This is a genomic window from Streptomyces sp. CB02366, assembly GCF_001905905.1.
Taxonomy (GTDB): Bacteria; Actinomycetota; Actinomycetes; order Streptomycetales; family Streptomycetaceae; genus Streptomyces.
The window spans coordinates 54,658-74,394 of sequence record NZ_LIVT01000002.1; the positions used below are offsets into that span (position 1 = coordinate 54,658).

Sequence of the window (19,737 nt, forward strand, 5' to 3'; positions counted from 1 at the left end):
CCGGGCGGCGCATCGCGCAGTTGACGAAGGCCGCGGCGGGAGGCGGCCCTGCTAATGTCCTGTTCGATATGCGGGCAGTGGACGACGGCGTCCTCGTCGCTCCCGGCCCCGGAGCCTCCGCGACACGACACCCGGGGTCGCCCGGGGGCGAGGCCCCCGTCGATCACCGAGCGGCCAGGTCGTCCCTGGGCCGGGCCGTGGTCGGGCGGGCGCCGGGAGTGACGCCGTGAAGCGGGATTCGGCTGGGTACGGTGAGTACGGTGGGGCAACACCTTGACTTCGGGCTGCTGGGTCCGCTGGAGGTGCGGCGGGCGGGGACCGTACTGGATCCGGGTCGGCGCAGGCAGCGGCTGCTGCTGATCCGCCTGCTGCTCGCCGACGGCCGGGCGGTCTCGCCGCAGACGCTGTGCGAGGAGCTGTGGCCCCGGCAGCCGGGCCGGGCGCCGGAAGCGGCGCTGGGCTCCCTGCACGCCCACATCAGCAAGATACGCGCGGTCCTGGAGCCCCGGCGTCTTCGCCCCCGGGGCTCCTTCGAGACGCTGGTCACCGAGCCCCTGGGCTATGCCCTGCGGGTGGCGCCGGAGAACCGCGACACCGTGCGCTTCGAGCGCTCCGTCGCCCAAGCACTCCGGTTCATGGACCAGGGCAGACCCGATCGCGCCGTGGACGAGGCCCACAAGGCCCTGGCCATGTGGCGCGGCGCGGCGTTCGCCGACGCCGCGCACCACCTGTTCGCCGCCCAGGAGACGGCACGACTGGAAGAGCTTCGGCAGACCACTCTCGAAGTCCGTGCCACGGGCCTGCTCCTGCGGGGCCGGATCACCGAAGCCCTGCACGCGGCACAGGAGATGACCGCGCGGAACCCCCTGCGGGAAACCGGCTGGGCCCTGCTGCTGCGGGCCCTGTACCTGGCCGGACGGCACCCTGAAGCGCTGCAGTGCTATACCGATGTGCGGCGGCGCCTGGCCGACGAGCTGGGCCTCGAACCGGGTCCGGAACTGCGCGCCCTGCACCAGGGCATCCTCCATCACGACCTGCCGCCGCTCCACCCGGCGGGCCGGCCGGACGGCACGGCGGCCGACCTCGTCCACCAGCCGGACGGGACCGGCACGAACGGGACCGGCACGAACGGGGCCGGCACGGCCGGGGCCGGCACGGCCGGGGCGTCGGACGGGGGCGGGGCGGCCTCGTCGACCGGTCCGGCCGCCGACCGGCCCGAGGGCGCGGAAGCCGAGTCCGGCGCCCGGGGGGCAGTGCCCGCGGACGGCGGAGGAACAGCGTCCCTCCCTCGGCCCGGGGCACGTCCGGCGCAACTACCGCGCGGCCTGCCGGTGTTCGCGGGACGGGCGGCCGAAGGCGCGTGGCTGTCCGCCGTCAGCGGGGCACCGGGCCGCCCCGGGCCCGCCGCCCCCGCCGTGGTCATCAGCGGTACACCCGGTGTCGGCAAAACGACCTTCGCCGTGCACCACGCACACCGCGTCGCCTCCTCGTTCCCCGACGGGCAGCTCTTCGTCGACCTGCGCGGATTCCACCCGCACGCGTCCGCCGTCGAACCCGGCGACGCCCTGCACGGCTTCCTCACCGCCCTGGGCGTCCCCGCCTCCCGCATCCCCGAAGACACCGCCGACCGCAGCACGCTCTTCCGCAGCCTCCTCGCCGACAGGCGGATCCTCCTCGTCCTGGACAACGCCCGCGACGAGCAGCAGGTGCGCCCGCTGCTTCCCGCAGGAGCGGGCTGCCTCACCCTGATCACCAGCCGCAACCAGCTTCCCGGTCTCATCGCCACCGAAGGCGCCAAGCCCCTTCGGCTCGCGCTGCCCTCCCCCACCGAGGCGCACGAAGCCCTCGAACGGCGCCTGGGAACCGAACGGCTCGCCGCCGAGCCCGCCGCCGCGGCCGACGTCATCCGTCTGTGCGGACGGCTTCCCCTGGCCATGGCCGTGGTCGCGGCCCGCGCGGAACTCGATCCCTCGCTGCCCCTACGCGCCGTGGTCGACGACCTCCGGCACACCCACGGCGGACTCGAAGCGTTCACCGGCTCCGACACCACCACCGACGTGCGCACCGTCTTCTCCTGGTCCTACCGGTCACTGGACGAGCAGGCCGCCCGGCTCTTCCGCCTGCTGGCCCTGCACCCCGGCCCCCACATCACCGCCCCCGCCGCGGCCAGCCTCGCCGGCCTCCCCCTGCCCCGGACGCGCCGTGCACTCGCCGAACTGCTCGGCTCCTGCCTCGTGGAACAACCGCTGCCCGGGCGCTACGGCCTGCACGACCTCCTGCGCGGCTACGCCACCGAGCTCGCTCACACCCACGACACCGAAGAGGGGCGCCGCCAGGCCACTCTCCGGGGCCTGGACCACTACATGTTCACCGCCTGCAAGGGGAACCGGTTCCTCAAACAGGACATATCCCACGACCTCGAACTAGGTGCACCCCGTTCGGGCGTCACGCCGGAAGAACTCGCCACCGCCGCGGAGGCGACCCGCTGGTTCACCGCCGAACAGGCCGTACTGACCGCCATGCTCCACACCGCCGTCGGGCAGCGACTCGACGACCACACCACCGGGCTCGCCTGGTCGCTCAAGGAATACCTCAACCGTCGGGAGTTCTGGCCCGAGGCCGTCGCCGCGCTGACCCCGGCCCTCGAAGTGGCCCGGCGTCGCGGCGACCTCCTCGAAGAGGGCCGGTGCCTCCGGCACCTGGGCGGCGTCAACGGCTACCTCGGCCATCAGGAGCAAGCCCTGCACCAGCTGCACCACGCGACAGCAATCTTCGAAGAGCTCGGCGACATCGGTGAGCAGGCACGAGCCCACTACGTCACGGCCTGTGCGCTGTTCCTGTTCGGGCGGACGGCGGAAGCCGTGGCGGCCTCCGAGCGGGGACTGGAACTCTCCCGCGAGACGGACGAAGAGTTGTGGCTGGCCGAATGCCTCCTCGAACTCGCCTGGTTCCACTCCAACCTGGGGAACCTCGAGAAGAGCCTCCTCTACAGCGAGGAGGGCATCGCCTTGTTCCACCGCCTCGACGCCCCCTGGCAGCTCGCCCAGGCGTGGGACATCCTGGGCCACAACCTCCGTCTGCTCGGCCGTTACCAGGACTCGGTGACGACCTATCAGCGGGCGTCGAAGGCGTTCGGCGAACTGGGCGACCACAGGAACGCCATCGGTACGCTGATGCGGCTCGGCGACACCCGGTTCTCCATGGGCGACCGGGAAGGCGCACGGGTGGACTGGGCCGGGGCCCTCGAAGCGGCCGAGGCGCGGGAGATGGCGTACACCGCTCAGCAGGTCCGTGACCGGCTCACCGCCCTCGACATGGATGAGGACCCCACGCCCCCCGTGCCGGAGAGAGCGGTCGGGAAGCACGAGCTCCCCGTTCCCAGGGGTCAAGGTCCTGCGCTCTGACCCCGGGCACGGGCCACCGCCCTTCCTCATTCGTTCCCGCGGAAACGTGCCGCGGCCCGTTTCCGCGGAGCGTGATGAGTCCGAGGCCGAGGGCCGACCCGCGATTCCCGGTTCCTGCGCCGCGCGGTGGAGAGGGTGGTCACACCCCCGAGATCCCCTGCTTCTCCAGCGCTTTGCGCAACGCCCGCACGGCGTAGAAGGCGCGGCTCTTGACGGTGCCGGCCGGTATACCGAGGTGTTCGGCCGCTTGGGCGACGCTGCATTCCAGGTAGTACATGAGGCAGATGACGGACCGCTGCTGCTCGTTCAGTTCCGCCAGGGCCTGCGACACCGCGTGGGAGTCGAGCGCGGATGCCGTGCTGTCGCTCGATGCGTCCGACTCCTCGACGGCCATGTGCTCCAACGGCCTCACCTGGCGCGCTCGGTGGTGGTCGATGACGAGGTTCCTCGCCACGGTGAACAACCACGGCCGAAGGCTCTCGTGGCGGGTGCCCAGGAACCGGGCGTGTTTCCAGGCGCGGGCCGCGGTCTCCTGGAAGATGTCCTCCCCCTTGTGCCAGTCGCCGTCCAGCAGGCGCGCGGCGTACCGGACGAGCAGAGGCCCGTACTGGTCGTAGATGTCTCTGACGAAGGTCTCGCCGTCGACATCGGACGCGGGGTTCCGGTCGTGCGACCGGGTCGGAGCGGAGGCGGTGGTCCGCGTTTCCATGATCCCGTTCATGCGTGGTGCTCGATCCTGTCCAGGTGTTCCGTGGCGTGCCCGGCCGCACACGCGACCGGACGACTCACACGGTCGCCGGAGGCCCTTGGCGAGACCTTGTGGGTTTCTTGCCGTTCCGTAGGAGCGGGGGCGGCTCCGGCCTCCGGAGAGAGGGGAGCGGCTCCCCGGGGCGAGCCTTGCGCCGGGTCGGCACGGCGGGATTCCCGTGGCCGCCGACAAGGGCGCTCCCGTGGTGAACGGGGGCGCCCTTCTCCCCGTTTCGCTGATGGGACGTGCGTGCGTCCCGGGGCGCCGCCGCGCGCTGCGGCCCTCGGCGGCGCCCCACCCCCAGGAAAGGAACACCTCACCAGTGAAGCGCTTCATCACACGCCTCGCGGTGGTCTCGGCTGCCGCGGCCATGGCCGTCGTGCTGCCCGCCTCGGCGGCGTCCGCCATCAACCGCACCGATTGCAACGGACTGGGTCTCCTGTCGCTTCACAACGCGGGCGGCTCCCTCTGCTTCGCCAACGCGGGCGAGCAGAGCGTGGCGATCTACGGCGTGGACCGGATCTGGACCGGAGACAACAAGGTCACCTTCGAGTACGTGCCCCGGCTGGGCGCTCCGGCGACCACCGCGACCGTGGACAAGTGGCATTTCGGCAACGTCCCCGGCGAGCCCATCCACAAGATCACGAAGATCAGGATCTGGTAACGGCCGCCGACGCGAACGAGGCGGCGACGGGACCTCGCCGGCGATGACCTCGCCGCGAGGGGGCCATGGAGCCTTCCGGCGTCGCCTCTCCAGAGCCCGAGCCGTGGCGGCGACGTCCGTTGTTACGGCTCGGGCCACAGCCACGCAGAGAACGCCCTCGACGTAATGCGAGCCCACGTCCGCCCCACCTCCGCGAGGCGGACGCCTGACGCGGAAAGCCCCCGGAAAACGCGTATCCCCAGGCAAGAACGATTCTGCCTGGGGACGCTCGGTGGGGCGGGTGGGACTCGAACCCACGGCCGACGGATTATGAGTCCGCTGCTCTAACCGGCTGAGCTACCGCCCCGTTTCGGCGTGGCGCGTACACGTGTGCGCCCCGTCTGCCGCAGCATAGCCGGTCATACGATCTCTTGCTTCGGATGGTCGACTTCGCCTGATCTTGAGGACGGCGCTGCGTGCTGCCCGGTTGCGGTCGGGGCGAAGGAGACCCCAAAGGGTGATCGCGGGGCCGCTCCGGCCCGGTCGGGTGGGCGGTGTCGGCCAGACGCGAAAGAGGACCCCGAAGGGTCCTCTTCCGTTCCGCTCCCCCGACTGGACTCGAACCAGTAACCCTCCGGTTAACAGCCGAATGCTCTGCCAATTGAGCTACAGGGGATCGCGCTCCCCCGACTGGACTCGAACCAGTAACCTGCCGGTTAACAGCCGGCTGCTCTGCCAATTGAGCTACAGGGGATTGCTGCGTTGCCTCGAAATCGTACCTGCCTGGCGGCTGCCGGGCGGCGCGCGTTCGCTGCGACACATACATTAGCGCAAGCAGGGGGGTGCTCCGCCAATCGGTATCGCCCGGGGTGATCTCGGGCGCCTGCGGGTAGGCGGGCTGCACACGTCGCACCAAGCGTAGGAAGGGTGGCAGCCATGCGGTACCGGCTCACGTTCATCGCCGGAGTGGCCCTCGGTTACGTGCTCGGCACGCGAGCCGGGCGCGAGCGTTACGAGCAGCTGAAGAAGTCGGCCCGGCGGTTCGCGGAGAACCCCGCCGTCCGCAACGCCGCCGAGACCGCCGCGCACAGCGGGCGGGAGGTGGCGGGCAAGGCGTACCACTCGGTCGGCGACAAGGTCGGGGACAGGGTGCCCGCCTCCGTCGCGGAGCGGGTCCGGTCGCTGCGGGAGCGCAGCAGCCGGAACGGGCTGGAGGACGACTGGGGGACGACGAACACGTAGCGGCCCGCGGGGGCCCGCGGCGGGGGCTCCGGGGGACGTGAGGCGAGTTACGGGAACGTCCCCCGGTGCGGCAGAATCTCCGTATGGGCATAGTCGCGGGGCTGGACAGTTCGTCCGCATTCACTCACATCGTCGTCTGCGACACGGACTCGGGCGCCGTGCTCCGGGAGGGGTACGCCGCCCATCCGGTCGAGGCCAAGGCCGTCGAGGTCGATCCGCAGGCGTGGCTGCTCTCGCTCGGCGAGGCGGCTTCCGGCGGTCTGCTCGAAGGCGTGCAGGCCATCGGGGTCTCCGCGCAGCAGCACGGGCTCGTCCCCCTGGACCGGCAGGGCAATCTCGTGCGCCCGGCCCTGCTCGGCAACGACCGGCGCGCGCAGGTCGCCGCCGCCGACCTGGTCGACGCGCTCGGCGGGCGGCAGGCGTGGGCGGAGGCCGTCGGGGCCGTGCCGAGCGCCGCGCAGCCGGTCGCGAAGCTGCGGTGGCTGACGCGGAGCGAGCCGGAGAACGCCCAGCGGGTGGCGTCCGTGCTCCAGCCGCACGACTGGCTCGTGTGGCAGTTGCTGGGCCGGCCCGCCCGGCGGACCACGGACCGGGGCGCGGCCTCGGGCACCGGGTACTGGTCGGCCGGGTCCGCCTCCTACCGGCCCGACCTGGTGGAGCTCGCCCTCGGGCACGCCGCCGCGCTGCCCGAGGTGCTCGGGCCCGCGGAGTCCGCCGGGATGACGCCGGAGGGGCTGCTGATCTCGGCGGGTACCGGCGAGACCATGGCCGCCGCCTTCGGGCTCGGGGTCTCGGTGGGCGACGCGGTGGTGTCGCTGGGGGCCTCCGGTTCCGTGATGGCCGTGCACCACGAGGCGCTCGCCGATCCGAGCGGGATGATCACCTCGTTCGCCGACGCCACCGGGATGCACCTGCCGGTCGTCCACCTCTCCAACGCCGTGCGCGCGCTGCGCGGGACCGCCGAGATGCTGGGTGTGGAGGGGCTGGAGGAGCTGTCCGCGCTGGCGCTCAAGTCGACGCCCGGCGCCTCGGGCCTCGTCCTGCTTCCGTACCTGGAGGGTGAGCGCACCCCGCAGCTCCCGCACGCCGCCGGCACGCTCTGCGGTCTGCGGCGCGAGTCGATGAAGCCCGAGCACCTGGCGCGGGCCTCGTTCGAGGGCATGCTGTGCTCGCTGGCCGACGCGCTGGACGTCCTGCGCGGGCGAGGGGTGGAGGTGCGGCGGGTGTTCCTGCTGGGGGCCGCCGCCGAGCTGCCCGCCGTGCAGGCGCTGGCTCCGGCGGTGTTCGGCACCCAGGTCGTGGTGCCGCAGCCCGCGCAGTACGCGGCGATCGGCGCGGCCCGGCAGGCGGCGTGGGCGCTCGGCGTCTCGCAGGGCTCGCTGGACCCGCGCACCCCCCCGGCCTGGCGGGGCGCGGCGGCCCAGGTGCTGGAGCCGGGCGACGAGCTGGCGGTGGGCGGTGCGGTGCGTCAGCAGTACACCGCGACCCGGGAGCAGATCCACCCCGGGGCCTTCGGAGGCGTCCACCCGGAGTGAGGGCGCGGCGGGCGGCCGGGCCGCGGCGCTCCGGCGTGCGCTCCGCGCCATCGGTCGGCCGCCCGCTCCCCGCACATCCGGTGTGAGCCCGGGGCGTGTTCGACCGCCCGCGCCCGGCCGCGCGCCCCGGGCGAGCCCCGTGGGCGGAGCGCGCGGTTCCCTTCCCGCGCACTCCAGGTTTGACCCGGGTTTGGGGAAAAGGGTTCGCTCCCGGAGTACGGCGTACGCGAAACTGGGTCGGCCTCTGCCTGCCGCCGATTCCGAGAGACACGCGTGCTCATACAACTCCTGCGGGTCCATCTGGGCCCGTACAAGAAACCCATCGCGCTGCTGGTGCTCCTCCAGCTGCTGCAGACCTGCGCCACCCTGTATCTGCCCAGCCTGAACGCCGACATCATCGACAACGGTGTCGTCGAGGGCGACACCGGCTACATCCTGGAGTTCGGCGGTCTCATGATCGTCGTCAGCGTCCTCCAGATCGTCTGCAACGTGGGGGCCGTGTACTACGGCGCCCGCACGGCCTCCGCGCTCGGCCGCGACGTGCGGGCCGCCGTCTTCGACCGGGTGCAGTCCTTCTCCGCCCGTGAGCTGGGGCGGTTCGGGGCGCCCTCGCTGATCACCCGGACCACCAACGACGTCCAGCAGATCCAGATGCTGGTGCTGCTGGCGTTCACCCTGATGGTGTCGGCCCCGATCATGTGCGTCGGCGGCATCATCATGGCGCTCGGGCAGGACGTGCCGCTCTCCGCGGTGCTGCTGGCGGTGGTGCCGGTGCTCGGCGTCTCGGTGGGGCTGATCGTGAAGCGGATGGGCCCCCTGTTCCGCACCATGCAGGAGCGGCTGGACGGCGTGAACCGGGTGCTGCGCGAGCAGATCACCGGCAACCGGGTCATCCGGGCCTTCGTCCGGGACAAGTACGAGGAGGAGCGGTTCCGGGGTGCGAACACCGAGCTGACCGACGTGTCGGTGGCGACCGGGCGGCTGATGGCGCTGATGTTCCCGACCGTGATGACGGTGGTGAACCTGTCGTCGATCGCGGTGGTGTGGTTCGGGGCGCACCGCATCGACGGCGGCGGAATGCAGATCGGCGCGCTGACCGCGTTCCTCGCCTACCTGATGCAGATCGTGATGGCCGTGATGATGGCCACCTTCATGTTCATGATGGTGCCGCGCGCCGAGGTGTGCGCCGAGCGCGTCGAGGAGGTCCTGAGGACCGAGACGAGCGTCGTACCGCCGCTCGCGCCCGTCACCGAACTGCGGCGCCACGGTCATCTGGAGGTGCGCGGGGCGGAGTTCCGCTACCCGGGCGCGGAGGAGCCGGTGCTGCGGAACGTGGACCTGGTGGCCCGGCCCGGGGAGACGACCGCGGTCATCGGGTCGACGGGCAGCGGGAAGTCCACGCTGCTCGGGCTCGTGCCCCGGCTGTTCGACGTGACGGGCGGCGAGGTGCTGGTCGACGGCGAGGACGTGCGGACGCTCGATCCGGCGCTGCTGGCGAAGACGGTGTCCCTGGTGCCGCAGAAGCCGTACCTGTTCTCGGGGACGGTGGCGACGAACCTGCGGTACGGGAATCCGGACGCCACCGACGAGGAGCTGTGGCACGCGCTGGAGGTGGCGCAGGCCAAGGAGTTCGTCGAGGCGCTGGAGCACGGGCTCGACGCTCCGATCGCGCAGGGCGGCACCAACGTGTCCGGCGGCCAGCGGCAGCGGCTCGCGATCGCCCGCACGCTGGTGCAGCGGCCGGAGATCTACCTGTTCGACGACTCGTTCTCGGCGCTGGACTACGCGACCGACGCGGCGCTGCGGGCGGCGCTGGGGCGGGAGACGGCCGGGGCGACCGTGGTGATCGTGGCGCAGCGGGTGTCCACCATCCGTGACGCGGACCGCATCCTGGTGCTGGACGAGGGCCGGCTCGTGGGGTCCGGAACCCATCACGAGCTGATGGACGGCAATGAAACGTACCGGGAGATCGTGCTCTCCCAGCTGACGGAAGCGGAGGCCGCGTAATGGCCGGTCCGGGCGGACGGATGATGGCCGGGGGCGCTCCCACCGACCGGTCGATGGACTTCAAGGGGTCGGGCAAGCGGCTGCTGAAGCGGTTCGGCCGGGAGAAGGCGTCGCTGTACCTGATGCTGGCCGCGGTGACGGTGAGCGTCGCCCTGGCGGTGGCCGGCCCGAAGATCCTCGGCATGGCGACCGACCTGATCTTCGCCGGTGTGGTGGGGCGCGGGATGCCCGACGGCACGACGAAGGCGCAGGCGATCGAGGCGCTGCGGGAGGACGGCCGGGGGTCGATGGCCGACATGCTGTCGGGCGTGGACTTCACCCCCGGCGAGGGCATCGACTTCGGTGCGGTGGGGAACGTCCTGCTGGTGGCCCTGGTGATCTACGTCGGGGCCGGGCTGCTGATGCTGGTCGCGACGCGGACCTCGATCCGGGTGATCAACCGCATCGTGTTCCAGCTGCGGGAGGACCTCCAGACGAAGCTGGCGCGGCTGCCGCTGTCGTACTTCGACCGGGCCAAGCGCGGTGAGGTGCTGAGCCGGGCGACGAACGACATCGACAACATCTCCCAGACGCTCCAGCAGACGATGGGCCAGCTCATCAACTCGCTGCTGACGATCGTCGGCGTGCTGGTGATGATGTTCTGGATCTCGCCGCTGCTGGCGCTGGTCGCGCTGGTGACGGTCCCGCTGTCGGTGGTCGTGGCGACACAGGTCGGCAAGCGGTCGCAGCCGCAGTTCGTGCGGCAGTGGCGGGTGACGGGCACGCTGAACGCCCATGTCGAGGAGATGTACACCGGGCACGCCCTGGTGAAGGTCTTCGGCCGGCAGGAGGAGTCCGCGCGGGACTTCGCCGAGCAGAACGAGGCGCTGTACGAGGCGGGCTTCAAGGCCCAGTTCGCCAGCGGGCTCATGCAGCCGCTGATGTTCTTCATCTCCAACATCAACTACGTGCTGGTCGCGGTGGTCGGCGGGCTCCGGGTCGCCTCGGGGTCGCTGTCGATCGGTGACGTCCAGGCGTTCATCCAGTACTCGCGGCAGTTCTCGATGCCGCTGACGCAGGTCGCCTCGATGGCCAACCTCATCCAGTCCGGCATCGCGTCGGCGGAGCGGGTCTTCGAGCTGCTGGACGCCGAGGAGCAGGAGGCGGACCCGGAGCACGGGGAGCGCCCGGAGGCGCTGGAGGGCCGGGTCTCGCTGGAGAAGGTGTCGTTCCGCTACGAGCCGGACAAGCCGCTGATCGAGGATCTGTCGCTGAGCGTGGAGCCGGGGCAGACCGTGGCGATCGTCGGTCCGACTGGGGCGGGCAAGACGACGCTGGTCAATCTGCTGATGCGGTTCTACGAGGTGACCGGCGGGCGGATCGCGCTCGACGGGGTCGACGTGGCGCGGATGTCGCGGGCCGAACTGCGGTCCTCGATCGGCATGGTGCTCCAGGACACCTGGCTGTTCGGGGGGACGATCGCGGAGAACATCGCGTACGGCGCTTCGCGCGAGGTCACCCGGGAGGAGATCGAGGAGGCGGCGAGGGCGGCGCACGCGGACCGGTTCATCCGGACGCTGCCCGACGGGTACGACTCGGTGATCGACGACGAGGGCACCGGGGTCAGCGCGGGCGAGAAGCAGCTGATCACGATCGCGCGGGCGTTCCTGTCCGATCCGGTCATCCTGGTGCTGGACGAGGCGACCAGTTCGGTGGACACCCGGACCGAGGTGCTGATCCAGAAGGCGATGGCGCGGCTGGCCCACGGGCGTACGTCGTTCGTGATCGCGCACCGGCTCTCCACGATCCGGGACGCGGACGTGATCCTGGTGATGGAGAACGGGTCGATCGTGGAGCAGGGCACGCACGAGGAGCTGCTGGCGCGCGGCGGCGCCTATGCGCGGTTGTACGCGGCGCAGTTCGCCCAGGCGCTGGCCGAGGTCGACTGACTCCCCTCGCGCGGATCAGTCGAGGTAGCCGCGGAGCTGGTCGGCGTAGGCGTGGTCCCGCAGTCTGGTGAGGGTCTTGGACTCGATCTGGCGGATGCGTTCGCGCGTCACGCCGAAGATCCGTCCTATCTCCTCCAGGGTGCGGGGCCGCCCGTCCTCCAGGCCGTACCGCAGTTGGACCACCTTGCGTTCGCGTTCGCCGAGGGTGGAGAGCACCGCCTCCAGGTGTTCGCGCAGCAGCAGGAAGGCGGCGGACTCCACGGGCGAGGGGGCGTCGCCGTCCTCGATGAGGTCGCCGAAGGAGACGTCGTCCTCCTCGCCGACGGGGGCGTGCAGGGAGACCGGTTCCTGGGCCAGGCGCAGGACTTCGGTGACCCGTTCGGGCGTCAGGTCCAGCTCGGCGGCGATGTCCTCGGCGGTCGGCTCGACGCCGCGTTCCTGGAGGAGCCGGCGCTGGACGCGCACCACGCGGTTGATCAGCTCCACCACGTGGACCGGGACGCGGATGGTGCGGGCCTGGTCGGCCAGGGCGCGGGACATGGCCTGGCGGATCCACCAGGTCGCGTACGTGGAGAACTTGTAGCCCCGCGCGTAGTCGAACTTCTCCACCGCCCGGATCAGCCCGAGGTTCCCCTCCTGGACCAGGTCGAGCATGGTCAGCCCGCGGCCCACGTAGCGTTTGGCGACGGATACGACGAGGCGGAGGTTGGCCTCGATGAGGCGGCGCTTGGCGGTGCGGCCCATCACCACGAGCCGGTCCAGGTCCCCGGCGAGGCGGGAGTCGAGATCGGGGGTGCCCGCGAGGCGCTCCTCGGCGAAGAGTCCGGCCTCCACCCGGCGGGCCAGCTCGACCTCCTCGGCGGCGGTGAGCAGCGGGATGCGGCCGATCTCGCGCAGGTACTGCCGGAACAGGTCGGAGGTGGGGCCGCCGGAGTCCGCGCGGCCCCGGGGCTCCGGGGGTTCGGGGAGGTGCGTCGCTTCGACCATGACTGCCTCGGGGGCGTATCCGGACGGGCCGGCTGTGGTCTCCGGGTGGTGCCGGGCCCTGTGCTGCGCCGGGATGGCCGCGATGGGCTCGGTCGTGGTCGTCACGGTCCGGGTCTGCACGGGGGCGACCTCCAGGTGATCGCGGCCGGATGACGGGGTGGAGGTCGGTCCGGGCGCGGGTGTTCCCCTGCGGACCGGCGTGCTCCCTTGCCTCAGACATTCCCCAGTGTGGGGTACGGCACACGACTGCCACGAGGGGCGTGCGGGGACTTTCTGGTTCCGGTCCGTCACCGGCCGGTTACCCGTGGGGGCCGCGAGGGGCTCAGAGCGCGGCGGCGCCGTGGGCGCGCAGGGACTGGGCGTACTGCTGGAGCACCCAGACCTCGTTCTGCGCGGCGGCCAGGTCCTGGGGGGCGACGTTGGTGCCGAGACGGGCCAGGCTGCTCTGGACGTCGGCGATCCGGCGGTCGACGGCGCGCAGCCGTACGTGGACGAGGTGCATGCCCGCGTAGGTCTCGTCGATGGACCTGCCGTGGAAGACCTCGACGGCCAGCTCGGTGACGAGGCTGCGGACGGTGTTGTCGGGTGCGGCGTCCAGGACCGCGCCCAGGTACGCCCGGTCGTCGACGACGCCCTGCTCGGCGCCGCCCGCCTCCTCGATGCACCGGCGTACGGCGGCGTAGGGCGGGGCGGTGAACTCGTCCACGCCGTAGGCGTCGAACGCCGGGGAGACCAGGGCGGGCTTCTGGAGGGCGAGCTTGAGCAGTTCGCGCTCGGTGCGGTGGGCGGGGCTGCGGAGGTTGAGCGCGGGGCCGGAGAAGCCGGGGGCGGGGGCGGTCCGCTGGGGGGCGGTGCCGCGCGGGTCGCGGGCGCCCGGGGGGCCGCCGCGGGCGCCGCGCTCGCCGCCCTTGTCGCGGGCCCAGCGGGCGAGCTGGGCGACGCGGCGGACGACGAACTCCTGGTCGAGGATGCCGACGAGGCCGGCGAGCTGGACGGCGACCTCGCGCTGCACGCTGCTCGTCTTGATCTTGGCGACGACGGCGGCGGCCTCGTCCAGGGCGGCGGCGCGGCCGGCCGGGGTCTCCAGGTCGTAGCGGCCGACGATCTGGCGCAGCGCGAACTCGAAGAGCGGGGTGCGCGGCTCCACGAGGTCGCGCACGGCGTCGTCGCCCTTGACGAGGCGCAGGTCGCAGGGGTCCATGCCGTCCGGGGCGATGGCGATGTACGTCTCGGCGGCGAACTTCTGGTCGTCCTCGAAGGCGCGCAGGGCGGCCTTCTGCCCGGCCGCGTCGCCGTCGAAGGTGAAGATCACGCGGGCGCTGCCGTTGTCCATGAGGAGGCGGCGCAGGATCTTGATGTGGTCGTTGCCGAAGGCGGTGCCGCAGGTGGCGATGGCGGTGGTGACCCCGGCGAGGTGGCAGGCCATGACGTCGGTGTAGCCCTCGACGACCACGGCGCGGCTGGCCTTGGCGATGTCCTTCTTGGCCAGGTCGATGCCGTACAGCACCTGGGACTTCTTGTAGACCGGGGTCTCGGGGGTGTTCAGGTATTTGGGGCCGTTGTCGTCGTCGCGCAGCTTGCGGGCGCCGAAGCCGACGATGTCGCCGGCGGTGTCGCTGATGGGCCACATGAGCCGGCCGCGGAAGCGGTCGATGGGGCCGCGCCGGCCGTCCTGGGAGAGGCCGGAGGTGATCAGCTCCTTGTCGCTGAACCCCTTGCCGCGCAGATAGCGGGTGAGGTGGTCCCAGCCGGCCGGGCTGTAGCCGACCCGGAAGCGGGCGGCGGCGTCCTGGTCGAATCCGCGTTCGGCGAGGAACTTCCGGCCGATCTCGGCCTCGGGGCTCTCCAGGGCGCGGACGTAGAACTCGGCGGCGGCCTGGTGGGCCTCGATCAGCCGGATGCGTTCGCCGCGCTGGTGGGAGGGGTTGTAGCCGCCCTCCTCGTAGCGCAGGGTGATGCCCGCCTTGGCGGCGAGGCGCTCGACCGTCTCCGAGAAGGAGAGGTGGTCGATCTTCATCACGAAGGCGATCGTGTCGCCGCCCTCCTGGCAGCCGAAGCAGTGGAAGAGGCCCTTGGCGGGGCTGACCTGGAAGGAGGGGGACTTCTCGTCGTGGAAGGGGCAGAGGCCCTTGAGGTTCCCGCCGCCCGCGTTGCGCAGCTGGAGGTATTCGGACACGACGGAGTCGATCGGGACGGCGTCCCGTACCGCCTTCACGTCGTCGTCGTTGATCCTGCCGGCCACGGGTGAAGTCTACGGGTGGCCGCGGACAGCCGGACCCGCGGCAGGCGGCTCCGCCGGGGCGCGGGCGGCGGGGTCCGCGCCCCGGCCGGGGGCTCAGAGCAGGGAGTCCAGGGGGACGGACGGGTCCGCGAGGGCTTCCGGGTCGTGCTGCCGGCGGGCCCGGATCAGCTCCTGGACCGTTTCGGTGACATCCCACACGTTGACGTTCATCCCGGCGAGGACGCGGCGGTCCTTGAGCCAGAACGCGATGAACTCCCGCTTCCCGGCGTCGCCCCGGATGATCACCTCGTCGTAGGAGCCGGGCGGGGCCCAGCCGCTGTACTCCAGGCCCAGGTCGTACTGGTCGGAGAAGAAGTACGGCACGCGGTCGTACGTCACGTCCCGGCCGAGCATGGCGCGGGCGGCGGCCGGTCCGCCGTTGAGGGCGTTGGCCCAGTGTTCGACGCGCAGCCGGGAGCCGAGCAGCGGGTGGAAGGCGGCGGCGACGTCCCCGGCGGCGTAGATGTGCGGGTCGGAGGTGCGCAGCGAGGCGTCCACGGCGATGCCGCCGCCGTGGGCGCGGTCGGCCATCTCCAGCCCGGCGGCCTCGGCGAGGGCGGCGCGGGGGGCGGCGCCGATCGCGGCGAGCACGTCGTGGGCGGGGTGCTCCTCGCCGTCGTCGGTGCGGGCGGCCAGCACCATGCCGTCCTGGCCGATGATCTCGGTGAGGCGGGCCCCGAAGTGGAAGCGGACGCCGTGCGCGCTGTGCAGCTCGGTGAAGATCTGGCCCAGCTCCGGGCCGATGACCTGGTGGAGCGGGGTGGGCTCGGCCTCGACGACGGTGACCTCGGCCCCGTAGCCGCGGGCGGCGGCGGCGACCTCCAGGCCGATCCAGCCGGCCCCGGCGATGACCAGGTGGCCGTTGTCGCGGCCGAGGGCGGCGAGCACGTTGCGCAGCCGGTCGGCGTGGGCGAGGCGGCGCAGGTGGTGGACGCCGGCCAGGTCGGTGCCGGGGACGTCCAGGCGGCGCGGTTCGGAGCCGGTGGCCAGCAGCAGCTTGTCGTAGTGGATGACGCTGTTGTCGCCGAGCTGCACGGTCTTGGCGTACCGGTCGAGCGCGGTGACCGGCTGGCCGAGGTGCAGCTCGATGTCCGCGCCGGCGTACCAGGGGCGTTCGTGGGTGAAGACGGTGTCGCGTTCGGCCTTGCCCTCCAGGAACCCTTTGGAGAGCGGGGGACGTTCGTAGGGGTGGTCGCGCTCGTCGCCGATGAGGATCACGCGGCCGGTGAACCCTTCGGCGCGCAGTGTTTCGGCCGCCTTCGCCCCTGCGAGTCCCGCTCCGACGATGACGAACGTCTGGTGTGCGTCGACCACGTGATGCCTCCTCAGTGCTGTGCTGCGCGGCGCCCCCACTGCTGCGAGCGTCCCGCACGCAGCGTGATGGCGAAAGAGGGTGTGCCCCGGACGGGACACACCCGGTGGTCAGGTGTCCGGCCCCTTCCAGTCTGCCGGTCAGCCGCGAGGGGCGGTGAGCGCGGCGTGCAGGGATCGTGCGGAGGCGTCGGTCAGGGCGGCGATCTGGTCGACCAGGACGCGCTTGCGGGCGTGGTCGTCGGACGCCTGGTCGAACAGGGCGCGGAAGTGCGGCTCCAGCCCCTCGGGGGCGCGGGCGGTGAGGGCGGCGGCCAGCTCGGCGATCACGACGCGCTGGTCGGCGCGGAGGGTCTCCTGTTCGGCGCGCTGCATCACGTACCGGTCGGCCACCGCCTTGAGCACCGCGCACTCGTGGCGCACCTCGCGCGGGACGACCAGCTCGGCGGCGTACCGGCCGAGGCGTCCGGGGCCGTACACCGCGCGGGTGGCGGTCTCGGCCTTCAGGCAGAACCGGCCGATGAGCTGGCTGGTGGCGTCCTTCAGGCGGGCCTGGGCCACGGCGGAGCCGTCGTAGCCGTGCGGCCACCACTCCTGGTCGATCAGCCGGTCCAGGGCTTCGGCCAGCTCCCGCGGGTCGGTGTCGGCGGGGACGTAGCGGCCGAGGGCGACGGCCCAGATCTCCTCGCGTTCCGGCTCGGCGTAGAGGCAGGCGGGGTCGATGTGCCCGGCGTGCAGCCCGTCCTCGAAGTCGTGCACGGAGTACGCCACGTCGTCGGACCAGTCCATGACCTGGGCCTCGAAGCAGGTGCGGGCTTCGGGCGCGCCCTCGCGGGCCCAGGTGAAGACCGGGAGGTCGTCGGCGTACACGCCGAACTTCACCGCGTGCGGGTCGGCGGGGTGCGCGCCGCGCGGCCAGGGGTACTTGGTGGCGGCGTCCAGGGCGGCCCGGGTGAGGTTGAGGCCGACGCTGACCAGGTCTCCGGTGCGCGGGTCGTGGACGAACCGCTTGGGCTCCAGGCGGGACAGCAGGCGCAGCGACTGGGCGTTGCCCTCGAAGCCGCCGCAGTCGGAGGCGAAGTCGTCGAGCGCCTGTTCGCCGTTGTGGCCGAAGGGCGGGTGGCCCAGGTCGTGGGCGAGGCACGCCGTCTCCACCAGGTCCGGGTCGCAGCCGAGGGCCGCGCCCAGCTCGCGGCCGACCTGAGCGCACTCCAGGGAGTGGGTGAGCCGGGTGCGGGGGCTGGCGTCCCACAGGGGGGAACGGGTGCCGGGCGTGACGACCTGCGTCTTCCCGGCGAGGCGGCGCAGGGCGGCGGAGTGCAGGACCCGGGCGCGGTCGCGCTGGAAGGCGGTGCGGCCGGGGCGCTTGTCCTCCTCGGTGTCGAACCGCTCGGTGTCGGCGGGCCCGTAGGGGCTCGCCCCCCGGCCGCCCGGCGCGTGCCGTACGGTCTGCGCGCCGTGTACGCCGTGTACGCCGGGAGCACCGGTCGCCCGGTCCGTCCCGGGTGCTCCCTGGGTGTCCTGTGTGCCTTCCATGCTCCCGACAGTAGCGACCGGGACGGACAGGGCGGCGTGCGCGGGCCGGGGTGTCAGGCGGAAGCGAGCGAAGCCGCCGTGTCGGCCGGGGTGCTCGCGGCCGGCGCCCGGTCGTAGCGGTGCAGGACGAGGCGGGCCATCGCCGGGTGGGCGCCGAGCGGGGCCGCGGCCCGGCTCGGCAGGGCGGCGGCGCAGGCGGTCGCGAAGCGGCCGGGGGCGGTGAAGTACGAGGCGACGAAGGCCCGGTGGCGTCCTCGGGCGGCGAGCGCGCGCAGGGCGGTGGGGACGGTGGGCGCGGCGGCGGAGGCGTAGGCGGGGACGACGGGGACGCCGAGGCGTTCGGCGAGCAGGCGGGCGGTGCTCCGGGTGTCCTGGGCGGAGTCGGGGTCTCGGGATCCGGCGGCGGCGAGGACCACGGCGGCATGTCGGCCGCCCCGGTCGGCGGGGTTCCAGCCGGCGTCGAGGAGCCGCCCGTACAGCGCCTCCACGAGCAGGGGGTGCGGGCCGAGGGGGGCGGCGATCCTGGTGCGTACGGCGGGGGCGGCGGCGGCCGTGGCGGGCAGGTCGTGCTTGACGTGGTGGCCGCGCCCCAGGAGCAGCGGCACGAGGACGGCGTCGGCCCCGCGCAGGCCGTCCAGGGTGTCCGGGAGCAGGGGCGCGTTCAGTTCGATGTGGCCGAGCCGGACGTCGAGCCCGGGACGCTGCTCGCGCACCAGGTCCAGGAGGTCCAGCACGGTGCGCAGGGCTGCCGGGTCGCGGCTGCCGTGTGCCACGGCGACCAGGGCGGGGGCGGGGTGTCGCGGGGCGTGCTCCGTCATGGAGCGATGGTGCCGGGCGGAGGTTGCCCGGCCGTTGCGCCGGGGTCACGGGGGTTTTCCACCGCCTCACAGCGGGGGCGGGAGCGGTGTGCGAAGGGTTTCTCCGCCCGGTTCGCGGACCTCTTGCGGCGGGGGCGGGAGCGGGGTGCGGGGGTCGTGCCGCCCGGTTCGCCGCCGGTGTCGGACGCCACAACCGGGGCGGGGGGCGAACCTTCACGGTGTTCCGGTCGTCAGGTGGTGTGGGGGGGCGCCGGGCGCGCACGGCGCGGCGCGGCGGACGGAATCTATGGGCGGGGGTCGCGGTGCGGGGAACGAGGGACGCGCGGGAAACGGGCGGGACGCGCGAGGAGGGACGGAAGCGGTCCGGGACGCTGCGGGGGCGGGCGGCGTCGCCGGAGCCGGGACCGGGGGAACGGCTCGGTGCGCCGGGGCCGCGCGAGCGGGCGGCGGCTGTGCGGGCGGCGGGCGTGCGGGGGTGGCGGCGGCTCACTGCCCTGCGGCCGCCGCGTACCCGGCGGGGGCGGCGGCGGCTGGTGCAGGGCGTGGCGGCCGTCTGCGTGCTGGCGCTCGTGCCCGCCACCTGGATGCGTCTGGAGGCCGGGGGCCGGGTGGGCACGGTGGCCGACGCCCCGGCCCGGGAGGTCGCCGTGGTCTTCGGCGCGGGGCTGTGGAAGGGCCGGCCGACCCCGTACCTCGCCCACCGGCTGGACGCGGCGGCCGAGCTCTACCGCGCCGGGAAGGTGCGGGTCGTGCTGGTCACCGGGGACAACAGCCGCGTCGAGTACGACGAGCCGGACGCGATGCGCGCGTACCTCACCGGGCACGGGGTGCCGGACGAGCGGATCGTGAGCGACTACGCCGGGTTCGACAGCTGGGACTCCTGCGTCCGGGCCAAGAAGGTCTTCGGGGTCGACCGGGCGGTGCTGGTGAGCCAGGGCTTCCACATCCACCGGGCGGTCGCGCTGTGCCGGACCGCCGGGATCGACGCCTACGGCGTGGGCGTCGACGAACCGCGGGACGCCACCTGGTACTACGGCGGCGCCCGGGAACTGGCGGCCTCGGGCAAGGCGGCCCTGGACGCCCTGCTCCGGCCCGACCCGCACTTCCTGGGGCCGCGGGAGCCGGGGGTGGCGGAGGCCCTGGCGACCGGGGCGCGGTGACGGGCCGTCCGGCGGGCGGGCGCCGGACCGGCCCGGCGCCCGCTCGCCGGACCGGCCCGGCGCCCGGCGCCGCCCGCGTCCCGCTGCCCCGCCGTCCGTACGGGGCCCGGCGCCGCGCGGGCCCCGTACGGTCCCGC

General features: G+C 73.0%; 13 protein-coding genes and 3 tRNA genes. 7 read left to right on the forward strand and 9 right to left on the reverse strand.

All coding sequences use genetic code 11. The annotated features are described in order from the left end of the window. Positions 1-260: 260 nt before the first annotated feature. Positions 261-3,404 (forward strand): AfsR/SARP family transcriptional regulator, encoded by a 3,144-nt coding sequence (locus AMK24_RS05970; protein WP_073765813.1) that lies wholly within the window; start codon positions 261-263, stop codon positions 3,402-3,404. A gap of 139 nt (positions 3,405-3,543) precedes the next feature. Here the strand turns inward: AMK24_RS05970 and AMK24_RS05975 are convergent, their stop codons facing one another. Then, positions 3,544-4,113, reverse strand: coding sequence for a sigma-70 family RNA polymerase sigma factor (locus tag AMK24_RS05975; RefSeq protein ID WP_242434985.1), 570 nt, complete (start codon positions 4,111-4,113; stop codon positions 3,544-3,546). Positions 4,114-4,474: 361 nt separating this feature from the next. On the opposite strand from AMK24_RS05975, the gene AMK24_RS05980 reads away from it, so the two are divergent. Continuing rightward, entirely contained in the window at positions 4,475-4,816 is a 342-nt protein-coding gene (locus AMK24_RS05980; protein WP_242434986.1) for a beta/gamma crystallin domain-containing protein, read from the forward strand. 272 nt (positions 4,817-5,088) lie between these two features. On the opposite strand, the gene AMK24_RS05985 is transcribed toward AMK24_RS05980, so the two are convergent. The 3 genes from AMK24_RS05985 to AMK24_RS05995 all read right to left on the reverse strand — a co-directional run bounded on the left by AMK24_RS05985 (position 5,089) and on the right by AMK24_RS05995 (position 5,549). Then, positions 5,089-5,162 (reverse strand) — tRNA-Ile (locus tag AMK24_RS05985). 236 nt (positions 5,163-5,398) lie between these two features. Continuing rightward, a tRNA-Asn gene (locus AMK24_RS05990) sits at positions 5,399-5,471 on the reverse strand. A gap of 5 nt (positions 5,472-5,476) precedes the next feature. Then, positions 5,477-5,549: transfer RNA gene (locus AMK24_RS05995), tRNA-Asn, on the reverse strand. Positions 5,550-5,731: 182 nt separating this feature from the next. Between AMK24_RS05995 and AMK24_RS06000 the strand changes: the two genes are divergently transcribed. The 4 genes from AMK24_RS06000 to AMK24_RS06015 all read left to right on the forward strand — a co-directional run bounded on the left by AMK24_RS06000 (position 5,732) and on the right by AMK24_RS06015 (position 11,507). Further along, on the forward strand, positions 5,732-6,037 hold the full coding sequence (locus tag AMK24_RS06000) for a hypothetical protein (RefSeq protein ID WP_073765817.1): 306 nt from the start codon (positions 5,732-5,734) through the stop codon (positions 6,035-6,037). Between the two features lie 83 nt (positions 6,038-6,120). Beyond that, positions 6,121-7,572 (forward strand): FGGY family carbohydrate kinase, encoded by a 1,452-nt coding sequence (locus AMK24_RS06005; RefSeq protein ID WP_073765819.1) that lies wholly within the window; start codon positions 6,121-6,123, stop codon positions 7,570-7,572. A 273-nt stretch (positions 7,573-7,845) separates the two neighbouring features. After that, positions 7,846-9,579, forward strand: coding sequence for an ABC transporter ATP-binding protein (locus tag AMK24_RS06010; protein WP_073765821.1), 1,734 nt, complete (start codon positions 7,846-7,848; stop codon positions 9,577-9,579). After that, entirely contained in the window at positions 9,579-11,507 is a 1,929-nt protein-coding gene (locus tag AMK24_RS06015; RefSeq protein ID WP_073765823.1) for an ABC transporter ATP-binding protein, read from the forward strand. Before AMK24_RS06010 ends, AMK24_RS06015 begins: the two co-directional genes overlap by 1 nt. Positions 11,508-11,522: 15 nt before the next feature. Here AMK24_RS06015 and AMK24_RS06020 read toward each other — a convergent pair whose 3' ends face one another. The 5 genes from AMK24_RS06020 to AMK24_RS06040 form a co-directional block, all read right to left on the reverse strand. After that, on the reverse strand, positions 11,523-12,614 hold the full coding sequence (locus AMK24_RS06020; RefSeq protein ID WP_073765825.1) for an RNA polymerase sigma factor: 1,092 nt from the start codon (positions 12,612-12,614) through the stop codon (positions 11,523-11,525). Between the two features lie 202 nt (positions 12,615-12,816). Continuing rightward, on the reverse strand, positions 12,817-14,736 hold the full coding sequence (gene dnaG, locus AMK24_RS06025; protein ID WP_073765827.1) for a DNA primase: 1,920 nt from the start codon (positions 14,734-14,736) through the stop codon (positions 12,817-12,819). A 93-nt stretch (positions 14,737-14,829) separates the two neighbouring features. Beyond that, positions 14,830-16,089: an NAD(P)/FAD-dependent oxidoreductase gene (locus AMK24_RS06030; RefSeq protein WP_073765829.1), complete on the reverse strand. Its 1,260-nt coding sequence runs from the start codon at positions 16,087-16,089 to the stop codon at positions 14,830-14,832. Positions 16,090-16,227: 138 nt separating this feature from the next. Beyond that, complete coding sequence (locus tag AMK24_RS06035; protein ID WP_073765830.1) at positions 16,228-17,622, reverse strand: deoxyguanosinetriphosphate triphosphohydrolase; 1,395 nt, start codon at positions 17,620-17,622, stop codon at positions 16,228-16,230. A 53-nt stretch (positions 17,623-17,675) separates the two neighbouring features. After that, a complete protein-coding gene (locus AMK24_RS06040) occupies positions 17,676-18,440 on the reverse strand; it encodes a sirohydrochlorin chelatase (protein WP_073765831.1) in 765 nt (254 codons plus the stop codon). Positions 18,441-18,892: 452 nt separating this feature from the next. Between AMK24_RS06040 and AMK24_RS06045 the strand changes: the two genes are divergently transcribed. Beyond that, positions 18,893-19,600, forward strand: a complete 708-nt coding sequence (locus AMK24_RS06045; RefSeq protein ID WP_073765832.1) for a SanA/YdcF family protein — start codon at positions 18,893-18,895, stop codon at positions 19,598-19,600. Positions 19,601-19,737: the final 137 nt, after the last annotated feature.

Excerpts from the sequence above, each read along its gene's own strand:
- AMK24_RS06035 (WP_073765830.1), bottom strand. The coding sequence starts at position 17,622 with ATGGAAGGCACACAGGACACCCAGGGAGCACCCGGGACGGACCGGGCG.
- AMK24_RS06040 (WP_073765831.1), bottom strand. The coding sequence starts at position 18,440 with ATGACGGAGCACGCCCCGCGACACCCCGCCCCCGCCCTGGTCGCCGTG.
- AMK24_RS06005 (WP_073765819.1), top strand. The coding sequence starts at position 6,121 with ATGGGCATAGTCGCGGGGCTGGACAGTTCGTCCGCATTCACTCACATC.
- AMK24_RS05975 (WP_242434985.1), bottom strand. The coding sequence starts at position 4,113 with ATGGAAACGCGGACCACCGCCTCCGCTCCGACCCGGTCGCACGACCGG.
- AMK24_RS06000 (WP_073765817.1), top strand. The coding sequence starts at position 5,732 with ATGCGGTACCGGCTCACGTTCATCGCCGGAGTGGCCCTCGGTTACGTG.
- AMK24_RS06015 (WP_073765823.1), top strand. The coding sequence starts at position 9,579 with ATGGCCGGTCCGGGCGGACGGATGATGGCCGGGGGCGCTCCCACCGAC.